The following is a 25,134-nucleotide window of genomic DNA, read 5'->3' as shown; positions in this document are numbered from 1 at the left end:
TTTATAAATTCTATAAATATAGAAAGGAATATTATGCATAAAAAACTAAAGAAATTTCTTATTTTTGGTGCAACTGCTCCGCTTTTTGCCATTGCTAGTTGCACAGCACCTGCTCCTGAACCAGGAGCAGGTAATCGAACAACGACACCCACACCTAGTGATCCTACCCCAGCACCCAAAGATCCGACTAAAGAACCAGTTATTGGAACAAAGGAAACAAATCCGAACCCTGAAACACCAAAGACTGAGTCAAATCCTGGCAAGTCTGATCCAACACCTCCACCAGTAAGTGACCCGAACTTTACAAAAACACAAAAGGAACGTGAAAACGAGAAAAATACTGACCCAGGTTTTAAAGATCAAGAAGAAAAAAAATCAGATACTGTTACACCTCCACCTTCAAAATCGCAGCAAGACCCTCCAAAAAAAGAAGAACCTGCTAAACCTGAAAATAAAAACCAACAACAATATGAACAATTATTAACTGAAGTTCAAATATTTTTAAAAGATGAATTAAAGTCTGAGTTAAAGTATGAATTGTACAGAGATTCATTAAATCAAATAATTGATGATACTAATTATTATTTAGTTACAAATCACCCAGTAAATTCAGAAGATTTATACAAGCAACAATATAATAAATTATCTTCATCTTTTAATGAAGCTAAAAGTAAGTATAAATCAGCACCAGAGGTTTCATATACTGAATCTGACTTGCAACATAAAGAAGGTAAAGGAAAAAGTGAAGATTTACTTTCATTAAATTATTCTAACCAAGTACCTGCAAATGCTAAAATTAATTTAGAAGCTATGAGTTATTTAAAATTCCTTAGTGCTGAGCAAATCAAAAGGTATTATGATGACAATGACCCTGCTTTAATCAAGCAACTTGGAAAAGACGGAATTTCTAAAAACCGCAAGATTATTGATGATAAAGTAAAAGATATTACCAAAGGAAAAGATAAAAAAATGGATCAAGTAAAAGCGGTTTTTGATTGACTTACAGCTAATTTAAAATATGCACAAGGTGCAGATCAAACTGCTTCAATTGACCCTGTTGAAGCTATGAATAAATTAATAGTTGTTTGTGGTGGTTTTAGCAACCTATACAAAGCAATGCTTGATTCTTTAAATGTCCAAAGTGCAGTTGTGATCGGCTGATCAAAATATGGATATCACCAATGAAATATTGTTTTTGACGAAGATAAAAAAGAATTTTTCCATTCTGATGCTACCTGGGGTCAAGGTTACTACGCTAAGACAAATGATGATTTTGCTAAAGACCATAGGTCATTTGAAATTTTAAATTCGCCATATGTAAAAGATGGCTTTGAATATAAATATTATCGTGGTTTTGCTCTTAATGGTAATAAAAACAAAAATGCGGATCAAAATCAAAAACATGCTGATAATATTAATGATTTAAAAGTTACAAGTATTTCATCACAAGCATTAAAAGAAAGCAAAAAATTATACATTGGTGAACATATCGAGCAAATTGATTATGCTGGCGGAACTGGTGAAGTAGTTGAATTTACTGTTAATCCTAATAATAAGCATTTTAGTGCTAAAGATGGTATTTTATACAACAAAGAGATGACTAAATTATTAGTTATTCCTAATAAACTTACAAATAAAGAATTTACTTTACCTAAAACAGTTCGTGAAATTCAAGATTGAAAACAATCATTCAATAACCCATATTTGGAAAAAATTAACGTAGAACCAGGTAGTTATTGGTTTGCATCTTATGGTGGTATTTTATACACTAATAACTTTGAAAGATTAGTTTTTGTTCCTAATAATATTGGCCCAACTGTTACGGTTCATAAAAATGCCAATTTTAAAGAACATACCTTTGCACAACTAAAAAATATTAGCGAAATCATTATACCTGAAGGTGTTACTAGATTACCGCAATGGTTTGTAAATAGTGTAACAAGTTTAAGAAAAATTCACTTGCCTTCCTCATTAACTGAACTTAAAGAAGATTCATTATGAAATGTTTCTAACCTTACAGTTAAAGTACAAGATAAAATGAATCAATCTGTTTTAAATATTTTAAAGAAAAAAGGTTTTAAAATTGAAAAATAAACTAAAATAACATGGCTAAGTAGACAGGGAAGAAATATTCGGACAAAATCCGAATATTTTTAATATAAAGAAAAAGAGGTAGTTATGAGACATTTAAAGACTAAAGAATGAGTTAAAATTTTTGACTTATACGATAAATACTTGAACCTGGTAATAACCAAAGCAGAATTTGAAAATTTCTGTTTTGACATCAGAAAAGCATACTGAAATAAAGAATCAATGAAAAATATGTTAAAGAAAAGAAAACTGTATAATTTAAATATGAACATAGAATCACAAAGCGGTAAATCACCCAAGAAAGATAAAGGTGTTGGGAGAAAGAAAAAGAAAGTTCTCGATTATACATGAATTAATACTCTTAAAGATGATGAAAAAGATGCAGTTATAAAATACTACTATCGAATTTTTAATGAAAATAATATTGATGCAGATATTAAAAATATTAAAGAAATTGAAAATCTTTCATCAAAATACAAGGCAAAAATTTTTTTAATAGCAAGATCCACATATTATGAGAAATTGAAAGATAACAACAAAGCTAAAGAGATAAATGTCAAACACAAAGAAATAATTTTTAAAAGTTTTGTCGAAAATAAAGAAAGGTATGGACGAAGGAGGCTTGCTAAATATATTTTCCAAGAATATAATATTCAAATAAATCCTAGAACCCTTGGGAATTATATGAAAAAACTTAATTTAAAAACATTTGTTAGACAAAAACGTAAAAACAAAGAATCTAAAAATACTTGTGTTAAAGTGCCTGATTTAGTAAAACGAGATTATAATTCAATCAACAATAATATATATGCAACAGACGTGACCTACATACCAGCACCAAAAGACATTGAGCAAAATCATATTTATTTATCCGCAATTATCGACCATAAAACTAAGTTTGTGACCTATGAATTATCACTTAGAAATGATACCGAACTAATTTTGAATAATATCAGTAATACAAAATTCAAAAAAAATTTTATTTTACATTCTGACCATGGATCTGCTTATTCGTCGGTTGAATATACTAAAAAAATAGAATTGCTAAAAGGTAAAATATCAATGTCAAGAATTGGCAATAGTCTAGACAACCGTGAAATTGAATATTTCTTTTCAATTCTTAAAAGCGAGATTTTTCCAAATTTTGATCAAACCTGTAAAAGGCTTACTTTTATTGAATTATCACAAAAAATCAAAGAATTTATAAACTGATATAATTATAAAAGAATAAGATAAAAAAAACCTTCCCAAAGCATTCCGTTTGGCTTAGCCAAATGGTATGGTTGGGGAAGGTAAAACCGTCCGAAAAAAATTTCCCAGTTTAAAGGCCATGTTATTTTTAATAAAAGTTTCTAGGATATACTCCATAGAAGCTTTAGACATTATATTTGTATAAGAAGAAAAAGATAACACCAATAACTATTAACAATAGAATAATTGAAATAATACTAAAATAAAAGATTAAATGAAATTTAATTTTTTTATATTTATCTAAATTACTATTTTCTTGGTGATGTTTTATAATTTGCTCTATTTCTTGAATTTGGTTGTTTTCTTTTTCAATTTTATCTATTTGATTATTCATTATCAAATTTTAATTCCGGCATTACGCTTAATGCTATTGCTTCAGGGCCAGTATGAACAGCAATTACAGAAGGTGTTAAGAAGATTGATTGAGGATTAACTTTAAAGTATTTGTTATTCATTACAATATCTACAAGTTCTTTCTTAATACCATGAATAAAAGTAATTACAAATTTCTTATCTTTAATTTTAGATGATTGTTCTTCACAATACTCCACAATGCCCTCAATAACTTTTTGGATTGCCTTTGTAATATTTCTTTTTAAACTTGCTAGTTTAACACTACCGTCTTCCTCATAACTTAAAATAGGCAACATTGGTATTTTAGTTAAAACAAATTTTTTGAAACTTGATAGTCTACCACCTTTAATCATGTGATCAATATTTTCAGGTACAATATTTGTTATAGATGATTCATTAATTCACACCATTTCTTCATATAATTGTTGAATTGTATAATTCTTTTGCTCATATAAATGTTTTAAATAATCAACTGTTTTAGTTATTTGATCCCCAATTAAATGGTTTTCCATAACGTGGATATTACCTAGTTCTTGCCCAATTGTGCGAACTGTGTTAGCAGTTGCTGATAATTTTGAAGAAATTCCCACAAAAATTACATCATCAAATTCTTCCGAAGCATCTTTTAATATTTGTTCGATTGTATCTAGTTTTGGCAATGATGTTAAAACTTTATTAGCTTTAGAAATTTTTTCTAATAACTCTTGGCGATCATCAATACCATCAAGGTATGTTACTCCATCAATTTCTACTTGTAAGGGTAAAAATTTGTAACCTAATTCTTGTGCTTGTTGCTTTGTTAAACAAGAAAAAGCATCTAATATAATTCCTAATTTTTTCATAAAGTAATTTTAACATAAAATAAATATAAATCTAAATATTAAATTTATTATTAAGATTAAAAATTTTATAAATAGTTATTTAAAACATAAGATAATTTTAGGCTTTATGGTTATATAATTATTTATATTAATTTTAATAAATAATAAAGATGCTTATTTTTTTATAGGATAGCAAAATTTATATTTATGCAAATTACTCTGATATCACCAAAATTGTTTGGTGTTGATTAATGCACTCTTTTTTTATGATAAAAAAGATATACTAAATATTATAAACAATAATATTAACTAATATAAACGCGAAGCGGTGCCTAGCATCAATAACTTTGTAGTTTTTACATTATTAAATAAAAAAATTAATATTGCAAATAGTAGATGACAAAAAAATGAAGATTATTAAAACCTATATAATTGATATAATTATTCATATTTAAAAGCATACCTGGATAAATAGTAAAAAACTCACGCCGACTAAACAAGTATAAATAATTTGCTTATTTGAATATTCCCTGTCTAACTAGTGTGAGTTTTTAAAAAAAGATAAAAATATTATTTTTAAGTTTGTGAGCTTTGTATCATTTGCGTATATTTACCATTTATTTGCAATAATTCACTGTGTGTTCCTTTTTCTAGTATTTTACCTTTATCGATAACTAAAATTAAATCGGAGTTAATTATTGTACTTAGCCGGTGGGCTATTGAAATTGTTGTTGTTTTGTTAGTTAATTTATCCATTGATTTTTGAATTTCTATTTCAGTTAAAGAATCGATGTTTGAAGTAGCTTCATCTAAAATAATAATGTGCGGATTTTGATAATTTACCCTAGCTATAGAAACTAATTGCTTTTGTCCTTGGGATAAACTTGAATTATGATTTATTAAATACGATTTTGTACCTTGTGGCATTTTTTCTATGTGAGTTGTTAAATTTGAGCTATCAATTGCTTGTTGTAATAATGATTCATTAAATGGTTTAGTTGCTCCATAGGTTATATTATTTTCAATTGTATCTGTGAAGATTTGAATGTCTTGGAGCACAAAGCCAAAAAGTTTTCTTAAGGAACTTTTTTTGATTAATTTAATATTAATATTGTCAATTAAAATTTCGCCACTGCTAACTTCATAAAAGCGACCAAGTAAATTAACAATTGTTGTTTTACCTGCCCCGGTTTTACCAACTAATGCAATTTTTTGACCTGGGAGCACTGTAAAACTAATATTATCTATGGTAGCAATATTTTCATATGCAAAGGAAACATTCTTAAATTCAATTAAACCTTGATAACTTGCAAGTTTATCTTGTTGCTTATTAACTCAATAAAATTTATCATTTTCTTCTTTGAGATAAATCTCGCCTTGGTCTTCTTCATCTTGTTGATCTATAATCCCAAAGATACGTTTTGAGCCTTCAATGGCTTTTAAAATATCATTAGCTCGCATCATGATTGTTGACACAGGATGTGCAAATGATTTGGCAAATTGCGTAAAAGAAACTAAAGTACCAACTGTTAAACCAAGACCAGCTGAATTACCTTGAACAAATAAAATTGATCCAAAAACAGCAATTGTTCCATAACAAATTAAACCAATGTTAAATGATACAGGAAATAACATTCCAGATAAGCGGTAAGTTTTGTGACTTATTTTTTTGTGCTCATTGGTTAGTTTATGGTATTTTTCAATAATTTGGTTTGAATTATTAAAAATTTTAGTTGTGGCAAAGCTGCTAAGAGATTCTTCAACAAATGCTGTTACAATGGCATTTTGCTTTCTTTCATTTCCAAAAGCTTTTTTAGAATGTTTCATAATAAAATATGATGAAACAATAATTAAGGCTAAGAAACAAAGCATAATTAAGGTTAATTGTCAACTTAAAGTTAGCATCATAATAATTGAAACTGAAAGAGTTAAAATTGAATTTAGAATATTGGGAATTACATCTCTAAAAAATCCTTTTAAAGTCTCAATATCCGATGTAAAGGCAACAATGATTGAGCCCTTCATTTCTTTATTGACATAATCCATTGGCAATTTTTGAATTTTATAGTAAAGTTGATCTTGAATCTTTTTAGTTGTTTTAAATGTAACCAAGTTTAAAAATCAAGTTCCAATGAATTTAAAGATAATTGCAAATAAGAAGAGTAATGCTGACAAAACAATTACTAAAGTAAAAAAATGTCAATCAAAAGTTTTTGGATCTCTAATAGCATTTGGGTCTAAATAATCTTTTAAAACAAGATCAACAATAACTTTACCAATAAAAATTTGGTTATAAAGCATTCCAATTGAGGCAACTAAAAATAGAAAGATCCCTAAGATTAAAATTAGCTTATTATTAGATCACAGAAGTTTAAAAATGCGCTTTACTAAATTTTTATCATGTTTAATATATTTTGAATGCATAATTAAAAACTTTCTATAATTGAATTTTGGTATGAATAAATATCCTTATAAAACTTATTTAATTCTAGTAATTCATCATGATTACCAAAATTGCTAATCATTCCATCTTCTAATACTATAATGTTATCGCAATCTTTAATTGAACTAATTTTTTGCGAAATAATAACTTTCAGACAATTATCAATTTGATTAATTGTTTCTTTTATGCTTTGTTCTGTTTTAAAATCTAATGCACTAGTTGCATCATCCATTATTAATAAATCAGGATTTTTAATTAATGATCTGGCAATTGCTAGTCTTTGGCGTTGTCCACCTGAAAAATTTGAACCTTTTTGATTAACTAGAGTATTTAATTGTTTTGGACTATTAATGACAAAGTCATAAATTTGTGCTTTTTGTAAAACATCATAAATTTCATTATCGCTTACATCATTCTTAATTGAGGTAAAATTTGATTTAATCGTCCCTGAGAATAAAATATTTTCTTGGAAAACAATTGATATTTTTTCACGCAATCTATCTAAATCGTATTCTTTGATATTAATATCATTAATCAATATTTGGCCTTCAGTAACATCATAAAAGCGGGCTAATAGGTTAACTAGAGTACTTTTACCTTCGCCTGTTTTACCAATTATTCCTAATGAAGTATGCTTATCTAAAATAAAATTAATATTAGATAAAGTGTTTTGTTTATTTTGCTGGTATTTAAATGAAACATTTTTAAATTCAATTTTTTGGATTATAAAATCTTTAATAGGATTTGCCACATTTTTAATTTGAGTTTTGTGGTTTAATATTTCGCTGAGTCGTTTTGAACTAGGGATTGCTATAAAAATATTGTAGCTAATATTTAAAATTCCTAAAAATGAAGAAGTAATCATTCAAATATATGTTCCAAATAAAACAATATGCCCAACATCAATTTTTTTATTTAAAAATAAATTAACACCAATAGTAGCTAATAAAATCAACGACATATAAATGACTGTCATAAATGAAGTTTCACCGAAAGAGTTAACTAAAACAATTTTTAAGTTAGATTTCATTAATTTTTGAGTATGATCTTGAATTTTTTTAGTTTCTAAATCTTCGGTAACATTAGCTTTAATTGTTTTTAGAGAATGTAAGTTTTCTTGCAATTTCTGGTTAAATTGATCATTATATTTAAATAGTTTACGGATATTTTTACGTACAATATACATAATTGCAAACATAACAAAACAAATTGGAATTGAAATTAGGAAAACATATGATAATTGGGTTGACTCACTTAATGAAAAGTATAAAGCGCTTGAAAACATAAATACCGAGCGAACAACAGATGTAACTCCTAACTGCAGAGTTCTTTCCATTGAACCAACATCATTACTTAACCGGTTTAAGATTGTTCCAACTGAAAAGTGGTTTAAGTCTTGTGGTGAAAAACTTTGAATTTGTTCAAATAATTTATTTTTAATATTTGCACTAAACTGTGTTTGGTATTTAGATACTAAAACAACCTGGACAAATACTGAAATAAACAAAGTTGAAAAAATAAATAAAAATAAGTAACCTGCATTTTGATAAATAGCTTGTTGTTTTGTTATTTGTCCTTCTCATTTATCTAGCGAAATAATATTAATAATGTTTTGCACATACCTTGGAGTCATAACTTCCAAAAAGATTTGAATACAAATAAGGGTTATTGTTAGGAAAATTAAAAACCTAATGCCTTTAGTAAAATCTCAAATTTTAATTTTATTCTTAGTTTTCAACGTCATGGCCATCTCTAATACACTCACATTCATAACTTCGCTCTAAATCAATTTGATAAATTGATTTAAGCAACGGTTTAAATTTTTTAACAAAAGTATCATTTAAATAATAATATGAATACAATCCCTTCCTGCTAGCTGAAATTATTTGAGCTTTTTTCAAATCATTTAAATGCTTAGAAATGTTAGATTGCTTTGCATTTAACACATTAACAATTGTCATCACATCACATTCATTTTCGTGACACGTAAATAAATGCATGATGATATTTTTTTTAATTTTTTTGGATAAAAAACCCAGGATATCTTCTAATTTGAGTGAATTATTTTCATACATACAAATATCTTTCTGTTAGTTTAATTTTTCAATTCTTTTTCATTGTTAGTGTTTTGATTTGGTTCATTTGAATTTATGATGAAATCAAGTTCTTTACGTAATTCATCTTCATTGATTGGCTGATCATTTACTAAAGTTTTTTCATTTTCTATATTTGGTTTATTTAATATATCATCTTCAAATGCAAAATCATAATATTCAAAATCTTGGTTTTGAATGTCTGTGGTTTTTTCACTTGCTTGAATATCTTGATCGCCATCTACTTTATAATCATCTTCATTTATTTGAATTGCTGGATCTTGTTCATCTTGTTTTGGAAATTGATTATTTGAAATTTTTTGTTCAAGGCTTTGGACGTTTTTTTGTTGTATAACTTCATTCTTAATTTTAGTGTTTTCAACATGCTGGTTGATATTTTGAATATCAACTACTTTTTCTATTTCTTTATCAGATGTTTTTAACTGATTTGCAAAAGTTGGACTTTCTAATTGTTTTTCAACTTGTGCATTATTTTCATTTTTTAAAAAGTAGTCTAATTCACCTTTGTTCAAAATGTAGGTTAAACTTGGTTTTAGTTCTTTATTCTTTTCTTGATTTCCTTCATTGTTAAATCAATATTCTAATTCATTTTGTTGATGAATTCATGAAATAGGTGAGATTATGTGTACATCATATTTTTTGGATTTTAAGAAACGGAATTGGTCTCTAATATCCATATATGTTTCGTTGTTTAAGTTAGTAAAGGAATCAAAAATAATTGCCTTAAAAGGTTTTTGATTTTTGGTAATTAGTAAGTCTATTTTCAAAGAACCAACAATATAATTTTCAAATATTTCATATTGATTTTGGTTGGATATACATTTATTAATACTATTTTTTACTAATTCAATAAATCATTTAGAATTTTCTAAATTACTAATAGTTTTTTGTTTATTAGCTTTTAAATCAAATAATTGTAAATCATCAACTGGATCATCATTTTGATTTAGGGAGTCATAAACATCTTGTTTACGTTGGATACTGGTTTTTTCTAAAAATTGCAACCATTTTTTGAAGATTTCTAAATCTTCAGAATAATTCTCAGGTAATTTAATATCAGATGCTTTAACTGTTTTAACAACAATCATTTTATCTTTTGCGCGAGTTATCGCTACATTTAAAGTATTTTTACCACTGTTTGGCTTACAAATTGAAGTTGAAGAAAACCTTGTAAATTTATCATATGATACAGTAGTAATAACTAAGTCAGCTTCATGGCCTTGGATATTTTCAACATTACGAATCATAATTTTATTTTCCGTAATATCATCATAAAGCTCTGGGTATTTATTAAGCAATAAATTGTTAATATAATCACTTTGTTGTATATTAAAAGCTAAAATAATGATTTTATCATATTTTTTTAAATTTGCTTTTAAGACTTCAATAACTTTTAAAGCTTCAACTTCATTTTTCTGGTCTTTTCATTGTCCTTCTACTTGATATACTTCAATTGCATCATTGATATTATCATCATTTGTATCAATCACATCTAATTGAGAGTTATAAAAATGATTTGATGAAAAAGACATTAGTTCTGAATAATTTGAACGATAATTTTTGTCTAATAAAATTTTAGTGATATTTAGAGATGAAGCATAGTCTAATATTGATTCAACTTTTCCAAAAATACTATCATCAGTACTGCGACGTCCAAACCAATTACTTGGGCTCATTTGTTTTGGATCTCCTGCTAAAATTTTAGTTTTAGCTAAATATAAAATTGGTAGTCCCTTTTCAATAAAAATTTGACTTGATTCATCTAAGATTGCATAGTCAATTTCGCCTTTAGTTCAATGTGCTAAATCAGTGTCAGGAGTAACTACAATAATTGGATAAATTACTTTTAGCAATTTGGCAAATTTTTTCATGAATTTTTGCGGTTCTAGGTTTTTAATGCGTACATGCTGTGCAAATTCCTGATATTCTTTGCTATCATTTTCATCTAATTTAGTAAGGCGGTTGTAGATTCGTTCTAAAATAATTTTATGTAAGATCTTTTGGTCTCAAATAAATTGATGATATTTTAAATTTTTAGTTAATTCAATAATTTCATTTAGTTTATTAATGGTTTCTTTATCCAGAGAATTTTGCGGTAATTCATTAAAAAAAGTGATTAAATCTGAAAAACTTCCATCAAATTTCGGTATATGTGATTCGATATTTTCAGCAACAATTTTAAGCTTGCGATATTTTGGTAAAAAGGTTAATCATTTGATTTTGTTTTCTTTTTTCAAAATTTCAAGAATTTGACCGTGGGAATATTCATATTCAGGGTATAAAATATCATTTGGTAAATTAATTAACATTTCAACATCGCTTATATAATTTGGATCTTGTTTATGTTTTGCTAAGTAATAATAAGCCCTTAGGATTGATTGAATATGTTTATTTATTAAAATACCATTTATTAAATAAATGTATTTTTGTTCTTGTTGACTAATAATGGGTGTTCGTTCGCTTGGGTTAATTGGATCTTTAAAATTTTCTAATAATTGAAGGTATTTAATAATTGGTTCATAAAACTTATTTTTATTGATGTTTTTAGATTTTAAAGCAAAAAGGCAAAATGATTGCAAAATACCCATTCTTTCTTTAATAACATCTAAGGCTGCCTTTTTTTGCGAAGCTACTATAGCAGTTTTGTTATAAATTAAAATATTAGTGATTAAATTAACTATGGTTTGTGATTTACCTGTCCCTGGGGGACCTCAAATAATCGTATCTTGATTTAATGATGAAACAATTGCTTTGTCTTGCGATAAGTTTGAAGGTGTAATTTTAAAAATTGTGTAGTTAGGATTATTTATTGTTTTGGTAATTGTTTCTTGGTAAATATTTTTATTAAAACTAACTTTTAAAATTTCATCAAATTCTTGCTTTTCAATGATTTCTTTCATTCTTGCACGTGAGTACCCACCCAATGGTTCAAAAATACCAATAATGGCACCGGGGTGAAACATTAAACTTTCATTTTGAATTTCGCTTTCACCCATATTTTCGAATGATCCAAATACTTCTTCTGGTAATGTAAATAAATTTTCCCAATCTTTTTGTAAGATTGTAATTAATGCATTCATTGAATTAATATTTAAGTTTTTGTCAAGGTGCATGGTGATATCTTTACTTTGGAAAAAGAATAATAGTTTTTCATTAACTTTAATATCACCTTCACTTGTTAAAAATGGTTTTCCATTTTTAATATTAATAGTAACTTCTTTAAAGAATAATGGTGCATAAATTACTTTATCTTCAATTTTCAAACTTATAAATAAGAATCCAATATGTAATGGTCAAACATTAGTTTCTTCCAAATATTCATGGGCCTTAACTGATAATTGCTTTAAGGTAGTAACTTGACTATGAATCTTGCTTTGAATAATATTAAGAATATTTTTCTTAATTTCATTAAAATGAGTTTTAGCATTTAAAAAGCGTTCAAACTTTAATTTACGGATATTTTTACTTTTAACTATATAAGTAAGTTCATCTAATGAATTTGATAATTCAATTTCTTTTTTTAAAGCCAATAAAGCCCCATCTAGTAATGAAATATTAAATGTTTCATTGTTTATAATTGCTTGGTATTGTTCATGGTCAATAAGATCTTTAAGATCTAAATAATCTTTGCGATTATTTCGGGTAAAAATTGCAGGATCTCCAGGTTCAACATCAAGCAAATTATTTAAAATAGTTGTATATTTAATGTCAATTGTATTCATTATGCTCCTTTACTATTTTGTAATGCATCAAATGTTGCTTTGGTATATACACCTAAAATTATTGAAATTAAATTACTTTTCACAAATAGTCCACTAACTCCCTTAAGGTTTTTGATTTTTTCTAAGTTCACTAATGAAATATCTTTAATTTCTAATTCAATTCTTGAAGGTTTATATTGTTTAATAATGTAATTATTTATGCCTAAAGCTTCGATTAATTTTGTTATTTCAAAAGGAGGATTATTCACTTGGTAAATAGTATTTTTTTCATGTTTTACTTTTTTTCACTTTAAAAGTATTAAACCAAATGTAACAATAATTAAAATAATTCTTTTCCATTTATTATTTATCATATTTAATATGATACTAGAAAATACAGAAATTTAAAACATAATGTTGATATATGCAATTAAAAAATAAAAGCAATTTGTTTTTTGCTTTTATTTTCCGAATTTAAAGTGGCAAACATCGCCATCTTGCATAATGTAGGTTTTACCTTCTTGGCGTAGTTTACCAGCATTTTTTGCACCTAATTCTCCACCATATTCTAAATAATCTTGGTAACTTATCACTTCCGCCTTGATAAATTTTTTCTCAAAATCACTGTGAATCACCCCCGCACATTTAGGAGCAGATCAACCTTTTTTATAAACTCAAGCTCTTGCCTCGATTTTCCCTGCTGTAAAATATGTTTCAAGATCTAATAATTTAAAAGCAGCTTTGGTTAAAATGTCAAGACCACTACTTTGAATATTATAAATTGTAAATAACTCAAGTTTTTCATCATTATTTTCTATCATACTTAATTGAGCTTCTAATTCAGCTGAAATTGGGATTAACTGTTCATGGTCTTTTAAAGAACTTTCAAGTGATTTGTATAATTCATCATTTTGATAATCGATAAATTGTTCACTATTTAAATTAGCAACGTAAATAATTTTCTTAAAGGTTAATAAATTATAACCTTTAATGAATTTTGTTTCAGCTTCATCTAAGAGTGCTTCACGTGCTGGTATAGTTTGTTCTAATGCTGCTTTTACTTTTAAAGCAGAATTTTGTTCAATAATTGCATCTTTATCCCCAGATTTCGCTTTTTTAGAAATTCTATTTAAAACGTTATTTATAGTTTCTAAATCTGCCAAGATTAATTCATAATTAATAATTTCTTTATCTCGTACTGGATTAATTGAGTTAGCAACATGTAATATATTTTTATCATTAAAACATCTAATAACATGAATAATAGCATCCACATCGCGAATGTTAGCTAAAAATTTATTACCTAAACCTTCACCTTTTGAAGCTCCTTGTACTAAACCAGCTATATCAACAAAATCAAAAGTAGCTCAAACAACTTTATCTGGATTAATTAATTTTGCAATTTGCTTAAGGCGCGGGTCAATCAATGGAACAGTTGAAATATTTGGTTCAATTGTGGTAAAGGCATAATTTGAAGATTCAACTTGTTTTTTGGTTAAGGCACTAAATAAAGTGCTCTTACCTACATTGGGCAATCCGATAATTCCTGCTTTTAATGACATAAGACTCCTAACTAAAAAAATTTATTTATAAAAATGTATTTTATTTATTTTACTTTAAATTTGGTAAAATTAAAAAAAATATTAGGATAATCAGGAGATTTATGGCCTTTAGTACTTTAAATATTTGAAGAAGTTTTTATAATAATGAATCAATTTCAACATTAGAGGAATTTGATAACGAAATTAAACATTACCATACGGATTTTGACAATTTAGTAAGCAAGGCTAAAAGTACAGTTTATGGCATTGAATTTGTAGGAATTAATAAATTTAATTTAGACCATTTAAATCCATTTAGTTGCCTGAGTATTTTTGCAATTTTCTTGAAAGATTTATCAAGTAACAAAAATAAAAAAATATTAATTGCAACTGATTTTGGGAATGCTCAAGGCCAAAATTTAAAAAACCTATTAGTACGTTATGCTAACAAAGCAAAGTTTGAAGTTTTTACTCATAATTATGATACCATTAATGAATTTTTATTTTATAAAACTATCGAAACTACTGGTATTAATAATGGAATCTTCTTAAGTTATAATCAAACTCAAAATAAATATTATTTGAAGTTAGTTAAAGATAAGATTTATCTAAAATTGCAAGAATATATTTTTTACTTAAGTGAATTTACTAAAATTAATAATTTATTTTTATTATCACCAAGTTCACAATCAACAATTATTAATGTTGATAAAATACTTAAACTTTACTGTTCAAATTTTAAAACTAATTTTACATCAAAAACAGGTGATTTTGAACTAAACAAAACATTAAAAATTAGTATTATTGCATCAAATTCTCTAGATTTATTTATCTTACAAAGAATTTTGAAAAATTCTAGTTATAAAGTTGTTATATATAAAAGAAATATTTCAAATAAAATGCTATTTACTATTTTTGATTTAAATTTTGGCAAACATAAAACGGATTTAATTATTCATCTTAATGAAGCAAAGCAGTTAAAAATTTATGCTAAAGTTAAAAGTAGGTATATTACCCTTAAAGAAGAAGATTTAATTTACTTATTTATTAACTATAATTTTTTAACTTGAAAAAATGATTCAAGCCTTGATTTAAACCAAGTTTATTTACCATTTTATGTACCAAAATTTATTCTCAATCTCTTAATAAATTTTAAAATACCTTATGATAATAATCAAAATATTGCCTTAGGGGCTAATAACGTTTTACTTAGTTACACTCATAATAAATTTTCTGCAAATTTAGGAAACCAATTAAATTATTCAAATTTTGACTTTATTTTAAAGTTATCTAAAATGTTTTTAGACTATAAAAACAACAATTATCTTTTTGGTTATAAGTATCTTAAAACCCTTGAAAGTAAATTTAATTTTTCTTTAAGCACCAAAGAAGTTAATTTTGAATACCATGAAGCCTTGGAAGCATTAAATATTTTTGAAGTGGGCAAAGTTTTTTTAAAGTCTATTAAACTTACTAAAATCCAGCAACATGAATTTGAAAATCGTGAGCAACACGATTTATTAGAAGTTACTTTTAAGTATAAAGAGCATAGTTTTTATATGTATGCTTTTTATGATTTTAACAAAAAAAACCTTGTTCTAAAATTTGAATCCGAATTAGCAATGAACTATTCTAAAACAAAGAGATTCTTAGTAAGAATAATCCACAAATTCTTACAATGAGCAATTATTAAAAACTTAAATAAATTTAAAAAAGAGACAAAAAATGCAAAAATGAACCTGAAAACAAATTCTTAAAGAATATTTAAAATTTCAATTTAAAGCAAGAAAAACTTATTTTGTTTTAAGTTTATTTTTTATATTTTATTGGTTAGTTGTTTTAATTGATTTTATTGTGCAACACCGTTATGATAATTATAAATTTTTAAATTCTATAAACACTTCAATTATAATTACCTTTGTAGGTGCGCTTTTGGCTTATGGTTTAAAAATGGGCTTATTAAATAAAACGATTAATAATTTTAAAAACATTAATTCTAAAAATACAAAAATTAAAGAGCAAAAAAAGCTTATGGAAATGTCAGAAAGTCAAAAACAAATTTTTTATAAACAAAAAGAATTACAAGACAATTACTATAATAGCTTTTATTATAAAACCTCCTTTGGCTATGTTTTAAATTTGATTTTATGAACAATAATTTTTGTAATTAATATCATTATTACTTACGCTTAAAAACTAATAATATTTATTATTAGATTTTTTTGTTTTTGGTATAATGAAACTCATATGAATAATTACAGTAAAATTAATGAAACATTCTTAAATCATTTAAAGTCTTCCGGGTTTGTTTTTCAAGGTAGTGAAATATACGGTGGCCTTGCCAATACTTGAGATTATGGGCCCTTAGGTTCACTTTTAAAAGATAATATTCGTGATTTATGAAAAAAAGAATTTATCTTAAAAGAAAGCAGTAATTTTTTAATTGATTCTAAAATTTTGATGAATCCGCAAGTTTGGGTTACTAGTGGCCATGTATCAAATTTTAGCGATCCATTGATTGAAAATAAAATAAATGGGAGGCGCTATCGAGCGGACAAAATAGCTCAAGAAGTTAATCCAACCTTAGTTCCTGAAAAAATGACAAAAAAGGAACTCAAAGAATTCTTAGATTATAATGTTTTTGAATACGAAGGTTCTAAAACAAATTGAAGTGAGATCAGAGAATTCAACTTAATGTTCGAAACTGAGCAAGGAATCGTTGAAGGAAGTAAGAATAAAATCTATCTACGTCCTGAAACTGCCCAAGGTATTTTTGTTAATTTTAAAAATGTTTTGCGCTCTACTCGGGCTAAATTACCTTTTGGAATTGGCCAAATTGGTAAAAGTTTTAGAAATGAAGTAACCCCGGGCAACTTTATTTTTCGGACCAGAGAATTTGAGCAAATGGAATTAGAGTTTTTCAGTTTTCCAGATCAAGCTGATTATTGATTTGATTATTACGTTAATAAAGCTCAAAATTTTATTTTAAAATTAGGCATTAAGCAAGAAAGCATAAAAATTCGTAATCATGAACCTGAAGAATTGGCCCATTACTCAAAAGGAACAACTGATATTGAGTTTAAGTTTCCATTTGGCTGAGGTGAATTACTTGGGGTTGCCAATCGCAGTGATTATGATTTAAAATCTCATGAGCAAGCTTCAGGTGAATCCTTAGTTTATTTAGATCCGGAAACAAATACAAAAATTACTCCATATGTGATTGAACCAAGTATTGGTTTAGACCGTTTAATGTATGCAATTTTACTTGATACATATTATGAAGAAAATTTTGATAATGGAGATTCTAGAATCTTATTCAAATTTCCTTTAGAACTATCTCCATATAAAGTTGCCATCTTGCCATTAGTTAAAAAACTTAGTCCTAAAGCCAAAGAAATTATGTCTTTTTTAGTTGATAAAGGAATTTCATGTGTTTATGATGAAGCTGGTTCAATTGGTAAACGATACCGCCGCCAGGATGCAATTGGGACATATTGATCATTAACAGTTGACTACGATTCATTAGAAACTAACACTTTTACCTTAAGAAATCGTGATACAATGGAACAATTTAGAATTGATCTAGATCAAATATTTAAATACTTATAGAATAGAATATAAAAATGAACCAAATAAATTTTAAAGAAATCAACCAACAAATTTTAGATAAAGCAGACATAGTACAAGTTATTTCTAATTTTATTTCCTTAACTAAAAAAGGAAATAATTATTTAGGTTTATGTCCTTTTCACCAAGATTCAAACCCTAGTTTTACAGTTTCTGTATCAAAAGGTATTTATAAATGTTTTTCATGTTCAGAATCTGGTAATGTAATAACTTTTATTAAAAAACATCTTAATAAAAGTTACCTTGAAACAATTGAATATTTATCTAATGAATTATCGCTTAATTTAGATTTATCTCACATTAATTCTCAAAATATTGCGACTAAAACCGAACAGGAAATTCAGTTACTAGAGCTCTTAAATGTTGCTAATTCATTTTTTAAAATTAAAGCAACAAGTAATATAAAAGCCCAAGAATATTTAAAAAAGCGCCAGATTTTTGATCCTGAGATACGTAAAAAATTTAATATTGGCTATGCTCCTTATCATGAGTTACGTGAATATTTAAATACATCTGCTAATTTTTCAAATGAGCTAATTTTGCAAGCTGGGCTTATTAATAATGAATTACATGATATTTTTTGGAACAGAATTACCTTTGGAATTAAAAATGAATTTAATGAAATAGTAGGTTTTAGTGCTCGGGCGCTAGATGAAGATAGCAAACCTAAATACATCAATTCACCCGAAACAATCTTGTTTAATAAATCCAAAATCTTATATAACATTTATAATGCTTTAGAAGAGGCTCAAAATACCAAGGAAATTATTATTGTTGAAGGTTTTATGGATGTTATTGCCTTTGATAAAGCTAGTTTTGGTAATGTTGTAGCTTTAATGGGGACGGCTCTTAGCAATCATCATGTTTCATTAATAAAACAATATTCAATTACTTTATTTTTAGATAATGATTTAGCAGGGATCAATGCTACTTTAAAATCTTTAAAAACTTTATTACGTAATCAAGTGCAAGAAGTTTATGTTGCATATAATTCTGCAAATAAAGATCCAGATGAAATTTTAAATAGCGAAGGTCCACACGGATTAAAACACATTTTAGATCAAAAAAAATCTTTTATTGATTTTATTTATGATTATTATCTTGATTTACACAAATTAAAAGAAGTTTTTGATTTCAAGAACGTGAAAAAATTTAGTGATGATGTTAAAGAGTTTTTATCATTAATAAGTTATGATAAAAAGAATTATTTTGCCACTAAATTTAAAAATGAATTTAATTATGATTTACTGGAAAATTTAACAACACCATCCTCGCCACTACATGAATTAAATAATTTTATAAACATGGATTATGAGACATATTATGAATCATATAACATACATAATTCCAAAATTTTAAATCAAAGTAAATTTAATGATTTTATGGCCAATAATATTAGAATTAAATTCTTAATTTACTTTATTTTAAAACCAGACTTTGCAAAACGCTTTTTTCAATTAGATAATTCAAGTATTCTTTATTGTAAACCACAAAACTTAGCCAATACTTTTAATGAAATTAAATCAAGTACTTTTACGTATTTAGAACTTGACCCCAGTTCAGAAAGTAATGAATTAGTTCATAATATAAAGCGGCAAATGCACCGTAAAGTTTTTGATTTGATTAAATCTTATAATGAACAATTTCCTGAAGATGATTTAAAAGAATTTTATCTTAGTTATACTAATAAGATACAAAATACTTTGCAAGAAGAAAGTGGGAAAGTTGCATTGACTCCATTAATACGAGAATTATTAAATTCTCATAATGATGAAAATCGCAAGTTTAATATTACCCCAAGCACAAAAAACTATAATAATTTAATTAAAGAATTAAAACGTTTTAAAGAAATTAAATTATAAGGAGAAAACATGAAATCTAACTTTAAGACTTTTATAAATTTACTAAGCAATGATATGAAAAAGAAAAATAAATCTAGTTTATCTCAAGAAGAGGTAATGGATTTTTTATACCAACAAAACTTAGATGTTCCAGATGATCAAATGGATGAATTATTTAACCAACTAATAGAAGAAAATATTTTAACCAACGAACAGGATTCTGGAGATTTAGATGAAGTTTTCTTAGAAGATTTCCAAAAAGAAGTATCTAATAACTCTAAAAAAATAAAAAAACAAACTAACGAATTTGATTTAGAATCGATAACTGATGAATTAGATAAAATTGAACTTGAAGAACCTAATTTTAGTGACTTAGAAGATGCCAATGATGATGATTTGTATATTGATGATGAATCAGATGAAGAACAAGATGACGAAGATTTAGAAAAAGATTCCGATGAATATTCTGATGATGATTCAGAAACATACTATGATGAATTTAGTGACGATGATGATTTTGATCTAGGCGAGCAACTATTGAATGTTGAAGAGAAAAAATCTGAGAATTTATATAATAAACTTACTGAAACTAATGACATTGTAAAATGATATATGCGTTGGATAGGTAAATATGGTAAGTTATTAACAGAAGCTGAAGAAAAAGAGTTAGCTCGCCGCATGATGCAAGGAGGCTTTCGTGGTAAAAAAGCCCGCGATACTTTAATTAATCGTAATTTACGTTTAGTAATTAATAATGCTAAAAAATATAAAAATCGTGGCCTGTCTTTTATTGATTTAATTTCAGAAGGTAATTCAGGAATTATTAAAGCTGCTCAAAAATTTGATATTAATAAAGGATTTAAGTTTTCAACTTACGCTACTTGGTGAATACGCCAAGCAATTACTCGTGCAGTTGCTGATCAAGCTCGCACGATTAGAGTTCCAGTGCACATGGTTGAAACAATTAATAAAGTTTCAAAAGTAGAACGTGAATTAAGTCACGAACTAGGCTATGAACCCTCTGATGAAGAAATTGCAGAAAGAATCGGAGGTGCATTTACAACAGACAAAGTTCGCTACATTCGTAAAATAAATGCTGACCCTATTTCATTAGACAAACAAGTGGGTAAAGAAAATGATTCACAATTTAGTGATTTTGTTAAAGATGATAATATTGTTAGCCCAATCGATCATTCGTCAAAAGATGAGCTAAGTGTTATTTTACAAAAAATGCTTGATCGTTTGGAACCTGATGAAAAAGAATTAATTTCTAAGCGTTATGGAATTGGAGTTGACCAAAACGGTGTTCCTTATAAAGTGCATAGCCTTGAAGCTTTAGCAGCTGCTCGAAATAATGTATCAAAAGAAAGAATTAGGCAAATTGAAAATAAAATTCTTAAGAAATTAAGAAATGACCCAAAATACGGAAATATTTTAAAGGATTTTTATTAATATGACTGTAAAACAAGTAATTGAATATTTAGAAGATTTATACCCTTTAAAAGATTCTGAACCTTGAGATTATTCTGGTTTAAACGTAAAAAACAAACTTTCAAGCAAACTTACTGGAGTTTTATTAGCAATTGATTTAACAAATGAAGTTTTAAGCAAAGCAATTGAGTTAAAGTGTAATTTAATTTTAACTCACCACCCATTTATTTTTAGTGATTCTTGGGGTAAAGAATATCAAAGTGCTCCGTATAAAAAAGAAATTAATTCCAAATTAAAAGAACATAATATTAGCGTTTATTCTTTACATACTAATTATGATATAGCATACTTAGGTACCTCGCACCAAGTTTTTAAATATTTAGGATTAGATGAATATAATTTAAGGATGTTTCCAACTTTATATGGAGTTGTTTTTGATAATCCTGCTGGTGTTAATTTAATTGAGATTATTAAGGAAAAATTTAATTATCAAAATACCTTAAGGTCTAATTTTGATCCAAATAAATTAAAAGAATTTAAGAGAGTAGCTATTTTAGCAGGATCAGGTTCCATTTATGATATTAACAAACTAAGTTCGAGTCTAAAAGTTGATTTATTTATTACTAGTGATTTAAAATGAAATGAATGAATTAACTACCAAGAAAAACAAATTAATGTTTTAGAAATCCCGCATAAGTGTGAAGAAGTCTTTGCATATCAAATTATGCAAGACTTAGAGCAAATTTTGCCTAAAGATAAAATTTATTTTAAAGCAATAAAATTACCATATAAAAACATTATTTAATAATAAATACTAAAGAAGGTTTTCATGTCTAGAAAGTTTACAATTAAGCGAATTTTAATTTTTATTCTCCAATTATTAATTTCTAGTGGATATTTTGCTAGCATGATTTTTCTTACACTTTTTATTAATAATGACCTAATTTGGCTTTTACTGATTTTTATTTATTTACTTAATGTAATTACAACTTTTATTATTCATGCTCAAAACAGAAATAACCAGGCTAAGTTTAGTTGGTTATATTTAGTGCTATTTGTGCCTATTTTTGGTCATATTATTTTCTTTGTCTTTGGTTTAGATTTAAAATCTAAATTTGAAAGGCAACTAGAAGAATTACCCGAATATAAAATTTCATATTATTCAGATATAAATTCGTCGACTCATAATTCGACAAACCCTATTATTCAAAAAATGATTTTAAAACGTAAAACATTAATGTATGATGCAAATATTCGTTTAATATCAGAAGGATATGATTTTTATCAAAAATTAATTCAAAGTTTAAAAGAAGCTAAAAAAAGTATTTTCATTATTACATACATAATTAAAAATAGCGAAATAGCAAAAGAAATTATTGAAATTTTAAAACAAAAACAAAAACAAGGCATTGAAATTAAGTGACTAATTGACGATTTTGGAGCAATTGGCAAACAACGTAAATACATTAATAATTTAATTAAAACAAATTTAATCAAAATTCGAATGATTGGTAAAATTTATTATCCATTTATAAATTTTTCATCATTTACACGAAACCACCAAAAATTCTTTATTATAGATTCCGAATTAGTATTTTCTGGCGGAAATAATATTTCAGATGAATATGGATCATTATCTCCAAAATACGGTCATTGAATTGATGTTAATTACATTATGCAAGGGCCTTATATTAATTCCTATGTGTTGCTATTTTTCAAATTATGACGTTTAATTTCAAAAGAAAAAATTAATAATTTAAGTTATTATTTAACATATAATTCACACCAAGAAGAAACATATAATTCCAGGGCTTTATTGGTAGCTGATTCTCCAAATTATAAATACTCCACAATTGAAGACTTTTTACTTTTGGCTTTATCAAATGCAAAAAGTAGCATTAAAATTGCAACTCCATATTTTACATTAACAAGTTCTTTAGAAAAACTGTTAATAATAGCATTAAAAACCGGGGTGCAAATTACTATTTATTTTCCCGGATTACCAGACAAAAAACTTGTTTATAAAACTGGTTTAAACCAATTAAATCGCTATATTCCATTTGGGTTAAAAGTAAAAATTTATTCTGATCATTTTTTACATTCGAAAATGGGAATTATTGATGGTGAAGTTGGTTGACTGGGAACTAATAATTTAGATCCACGCAGCATGTTTTCGCAATATGAAACAGTTGATATTGTGCAAGGTGAGATTGTCGAAGATTTAAAAACGTTATTTAGAAAATATGATAAAAAATGTATTAATTTTCACAAAATGTCGAATATTGAACGTAAATATAATAAAATTGAAAACTTCTTTTTCAATTGAATTAAAACATTAATTTAATTTGTGGTATAATTATATTTGGCATTTATTAGAAAATAATTAATTAGATATAGAAAGGTTCATAATATGAAAGAATTGAAATGCAAAATAATTGACCCAATTGGTTTACATGCACGCCCTGCTTCATTGGTAACAGCTGTTGCTGCTAGATTCAAATCAGAAGCAAAATTATCATATGAAGGACGTGAAGGTAATTTAAAGTCAATTATGAATATTATGGCGCTAGGAATTAAATGTGGCGCAGAAATTACAATTAAAACTTCAGGTGAAGATGAACAAGAAGCTATTGATGCAATCAAAAAAGCTCTTGTAGACCACCAATTAATTTAATAAATAATAAAAAAGTGACTTGATTTCTCAAGTCCTTTTTTATTTGAATTATTTTTTGTCTTGAATAGCAACTACACCAGGAAGAGCAATGCCTTGTAAGAATTCTAGACTAGCTCCGCCTCCAGTTGAAACGTGTGAGAACATATCTTCCATACCAAGTTTTTCAATAGCAGCAACGCTATCACCCCCACCAACAACAGTATAGGTATCTTTTAAAGTTGCAATTGCTTTGCAAACTGCAAGTGTCCCATGTTTGTAGTTTTCAAATTCAGCAACACCCATAGGTCCATTTCAAACCACAGTTTTTGCATTTACTAAGGCATCCTGTACAGCTTTAATAGATTTAGGACCTAAATCAAGTGCCATGTAGCCTTCTTTAACTGAAACTTCTTGAATTTCGGGTGCAACATCTTTAAATTCTGTTGCTACAGCATGATCAACTGGTAAAATAACCTTATGTTTGTATTTTGCTAAAAAGTCTTTGGCAAGTGGCAAGTAATCATCTTCTACTAATGAATTACCAACGTTAATTCCTTGAGCTTTTAGGAATGTATAAGCCATCCCCCCACCAATAATCATTTTGTCAGCAATTTTAATTAAGTTTTCAAGTACCTTAATTTTATCTGATACTTTAGCTCCACCAATAATTGCCACATATGGATGTACAGGGTTTTTAAGAGCTTTTTCTAAAGATGAAACTTCTTTTTCCATTAAATAACCTAATGCAGATTCTTTGATATTTTTAGCAATTCCAACGTTTGAAGCATGTGCACGGTGCGCTGTACCAAAAGCATCATTAATAAAAACATCAGCTAACGATGCTCAATAAGCACCAAGTTCAGGGTTATTTTTACTTTCGGCCTTGTCGTTTAAATCTTCATAACGTGTGTTTTGTACTAAAATTACATCCCCAGGTTTCATTTCGTTAATAACTTTTTCTAAGACTGGGCCTTTAGTTTGTTCGACAAACTTAATTGGTCTTTTAAGTTGTCGAGCTAATTCAAAAGCTACTGGTTTTAAAGTATGTTTTGAAAGACAAGAATTTTCTTTAACTCTCCCGTGGTGTGAAAGTAAGATTAACTTTCCACCATCATTTAAGACTTTTAATAAAGTCGGCAATGCTGCACTAATTCTTTTTGTTGATGTGATAATACCATCTTGTACTGGAACATTAAAGTCAACACGTACTAGGACTTTTTTACCAGATAGTTGTAAATTGTCAATTGTATTTTTCATGTAATCCTC

Annotated in this window: 19 protein-coding genes; 10 read left to right on the top strand and 9 right to left on the bottom strand. The window is 26.8% G+C overall.

Features of this window, described 5'->3' with window-relative positions:
• The first annotated feature begins 33 nt into the window (after positions 1 to 33).
• Positions 34 to 2,094: a transglutaminase domain-containing protein gene (locus AC0B4S_RS02875; protein ID WP_465101611.1), complete on the top strand. Its 2,061-nt coding sequence runs from the start codon at positions 34 to 36 to the stop codon at positions 2,092 to 2,094.
• Between the two features lie 84 nt (positions 2,095 to 2,178).
• Positions 2,179 to 3,327 carry an IS3 family transposase gene (locus tag AC0B4S_RS02870; protein ID WP_465101219.1) on the top strand — a complete coding sequence of 383 codons (1,149 nt, stop codon included), beginning with the start codon at positions 2,179 to 2,181 and terminating at the stop codon, positions 3,325 to 3,327.
• A gap of 139 nt (positions 3,328 to 3,466) precedes the next feature.
• Here AC0B4S_RS02870 and AC0B4S_RS02865 read toward each other — a convergent pair whose 3' ends face one another.
• The 8 genes from AC0B4S_RS02865 to ychF form a co-directional block, all read right to left on the bottom strand.
• Positions 3,467 to 3,676 carry a hypothetical protein gene (locus tag AC0B4S_RS02865; protein ID WP_465101610.1) on the bottom strand — a complete coding sequence of 70 codons (210 nt, stop codon included), beginning with the start codon at positions 3,674 to 3,676 and terminating at the stop codon, positions 3,467 to 3,469.
• Complete coding sequence (locus AC0B4S_RS02860) at positions 3,669 to 4,538, bottom strand: DegV family protein (RefSeq protein WP_465101609.1); 870 nt, start codon at positions 4,536 to 4,538, stop codon at positions 3,669 to 3,671. Before AC0B4S_RS02860 ends, AC0B4S_RS02865 begins: the two co-directional genes overlap by 8 nt.
• Positions 4,539 to 5,093: 555 nt before the next feature.
• Entirely contained in the window at positions 5,094 to 6,941 is a 1,848-nt protein-coding gene (locus tag AC0B4S_RS02855; RefSeq protein ID WP_465101608.1) for an ABC transporter ATP-binding protein, read from the bottom strand.
• 2 nt (positions 6,942 to 6,943) lie between these two features.
• Positions 6,944 to 8,704 carry an ABC transporter ATP-binding protein gene (locus AC0B4S_RS02850; RefSeq protein ID WP_465101607.1) on the bottom strand — a complete coding sequence of 587 codons (1,761 nt, stop codon included), beginning with the start codon at positions 8,702 to 8,704 and terminating at the stop codon, positions 6,944 to 6,946.
• Positions 8,688 to 8,960, bottom strand: coding sequence for an ArsR family transcriptional regulator (locus tag AC0B4S_RS02845; RefSeq protein WP_465101606.1), 273 nt, complete (start codon positions 8,958 to 8,960; stop codon positions 8,688 to 8,690). Before AC0B4S_RS02845 ends, AC0B4S_RS02850 begins: the two co-directional genes overlap by 17 nt.
• Before the next feature lie 95 nt (positions 8,961 to 9,055).
• Positions 9,056 to 12,796, bottom strand: a complete 3,741-nt coding sequence (locus tag AC0B4S_RS02840; RefSeq protein ID WP_465101605.1) for an AAA domain-containing protein — start codon at positions 12,794 to 12,796, stop codon at positions 9,056 to 9,058.
• Positions 12,796 to 13,149, bottom strand: coding sequence for a PTS glucose transporter subunit IIB (locus AC0B4S_RS02835; RefSeq protein WP_465101604.1), 354 nt, complete (start codon positions 13,147 to 13,149; stop codon positions 12,796 to 12,798). The genes AC0B4S_RS02840 and AC0B4S_RS02835 overlap by 1 nt, the downstream gene beginning before the upstream one ends.
• An 87-nt stretch (positions 13,150 to 13,236) precedes the next feature.
• Complete coding sequence (gene ychF / locus AC0B4S_RS02830; RefSeq protein WP_465101603.1) at positions 13,237 to 14,337, bottom strand: redox-regulated ATPase YchF; 1,101 nt, start codon at positions 14,335 to 14,337, stop codon at positions 13,237 to 13,239.
• 101 nt (positions 14,338 to 14,438) lie between these two features.
• Between ychF and AC0B4S_RS02825 the strand changes: the two genes are divergently transcribed.
• From AC0B4S_RS02825 to AC0B4S_RS02790, 8 genes are all read left to right on the top strand, one after another.
• A complete protein-coding gene (locus tag AC0B4S_RS02825) occupies positions 14,439 to 16,073 on the top strand; it encodes an MAG5620 family putative phospho-sugar mutase (RefSeq protein WP_465101602.1) in 1,635 nt (544 codons plus the stop codon).
• Entirely contained in the window at positions 16,042 to 16,509 is a 468-nt protein-coding gene (locus tag AC0B4S_RS02820) for a hypothetical protein (protein WP_465101601.1), read from the top strand. Before AC0B4S_RS02825 ends, AC0B4S_RS02820 begins: the two co-directional genes overlap by 32 nt.
• Positions 16,510 to 16,563: 54 nt before the next feature.
• Entirely contained in the window at positions 16,564 to 17,925 is a 1,362-nt protein-coding gene (locus tag AC0B4S_RS02815; protein WP_465101600.1) for a glycine--tRNA ligase, read from the top strand.
• Positions 17,926 to 17,939: 14 nt separating this feature from the next.
• Positions 17,940 to 19,805 (top strand): DNA primase, encoded by a 1,866-nt coding sequence (gene dnaG / locus AC0B4S_RS02810; protein WP_465101599.1) that lies wholly within the window; start codon positions 17,940 to 17,942, stop codon positions 19,803 to 19,805.
• Positions 19,806 to 19,814: 9 nt separating this feature from the next.
• Positions 19,815 to 21,236 carry an RNA polymerase sigma factor gene (locus AC0B4S_RS02805; RefSeq protein ID WP_465101598.1) on the top strand — a complete coding sequence of 474 codons (1,422 nt, stop codon included), beginning with the start codon at positions 19,815 to 19,817 and terminating at the stop codon, positions 21,234 to 21,236.
• Between the two features lies 1 nt (position 21,237).
• On the top strand, positions 21,238 to 22,020 hold the full coding sequence (locus AC0B4S_RS02800) for a Nif3-like dinuclear metal center hexameric protein (protein ID WP_465101597.1): 783 nt from the start codon (positions 21,238 to 21,240) through the stop codon (positions 22,018 to 22,020).
• Positions 22,021 to 22,122: 102 nt separating this feature from the next.
• Positions 22,123 to 23,559: a phospholipase D-like domain-containing protein gene (locus AC0B4S_RS02795; RefSeq protein WP_465101596.1), complete on the top strand. Its 1,437-nt coding sequence runs from the start codon at positions 22,123 to 22,125 to the stop codon at positions 23,557 to 23,559.
• Between the two features lie 66 nt (positions 23,560 to 23,625).
• Positions 23,626 to 23,889, top strand: coding sequence for an HPr family phosphocarrier protein (locus tag AC0B4S_RS02790; protein WP_099309444.1), 264 nt, complete (start codon positions 23,626 to 23,628; stop codon positions 23,887 to 23,889).
• Positions 23,890 to 23,937: 48 nt separating this feature from the next.
• On the opposite strand, the gene AC0B4S_RS02785 is transcribed toward AC0B4S_RS02790, so the two are convergent.
• Positions 23,938 to 25,125 (bottom strand): phosphoglycerate kinase, encoded by a 1,188-nt coding sequence (locus tag AC0B4S_RS02785; RefSeq protein WP_465101595.1) that lies wholly within the window; start codon positions 25,123 to 25,125, stop codon positions 23,938 to 23,940.
• Positions 25,126 to 25,134 lie beyond the last annotated feature (9 nt).

The sequence above is a fragment of the Mycoplasma sp. 6934 genome (genome assembly GCF_055523595.1).
This window is presented reverse-complemented; position numbering and strand designations above follow the sequence as displayed.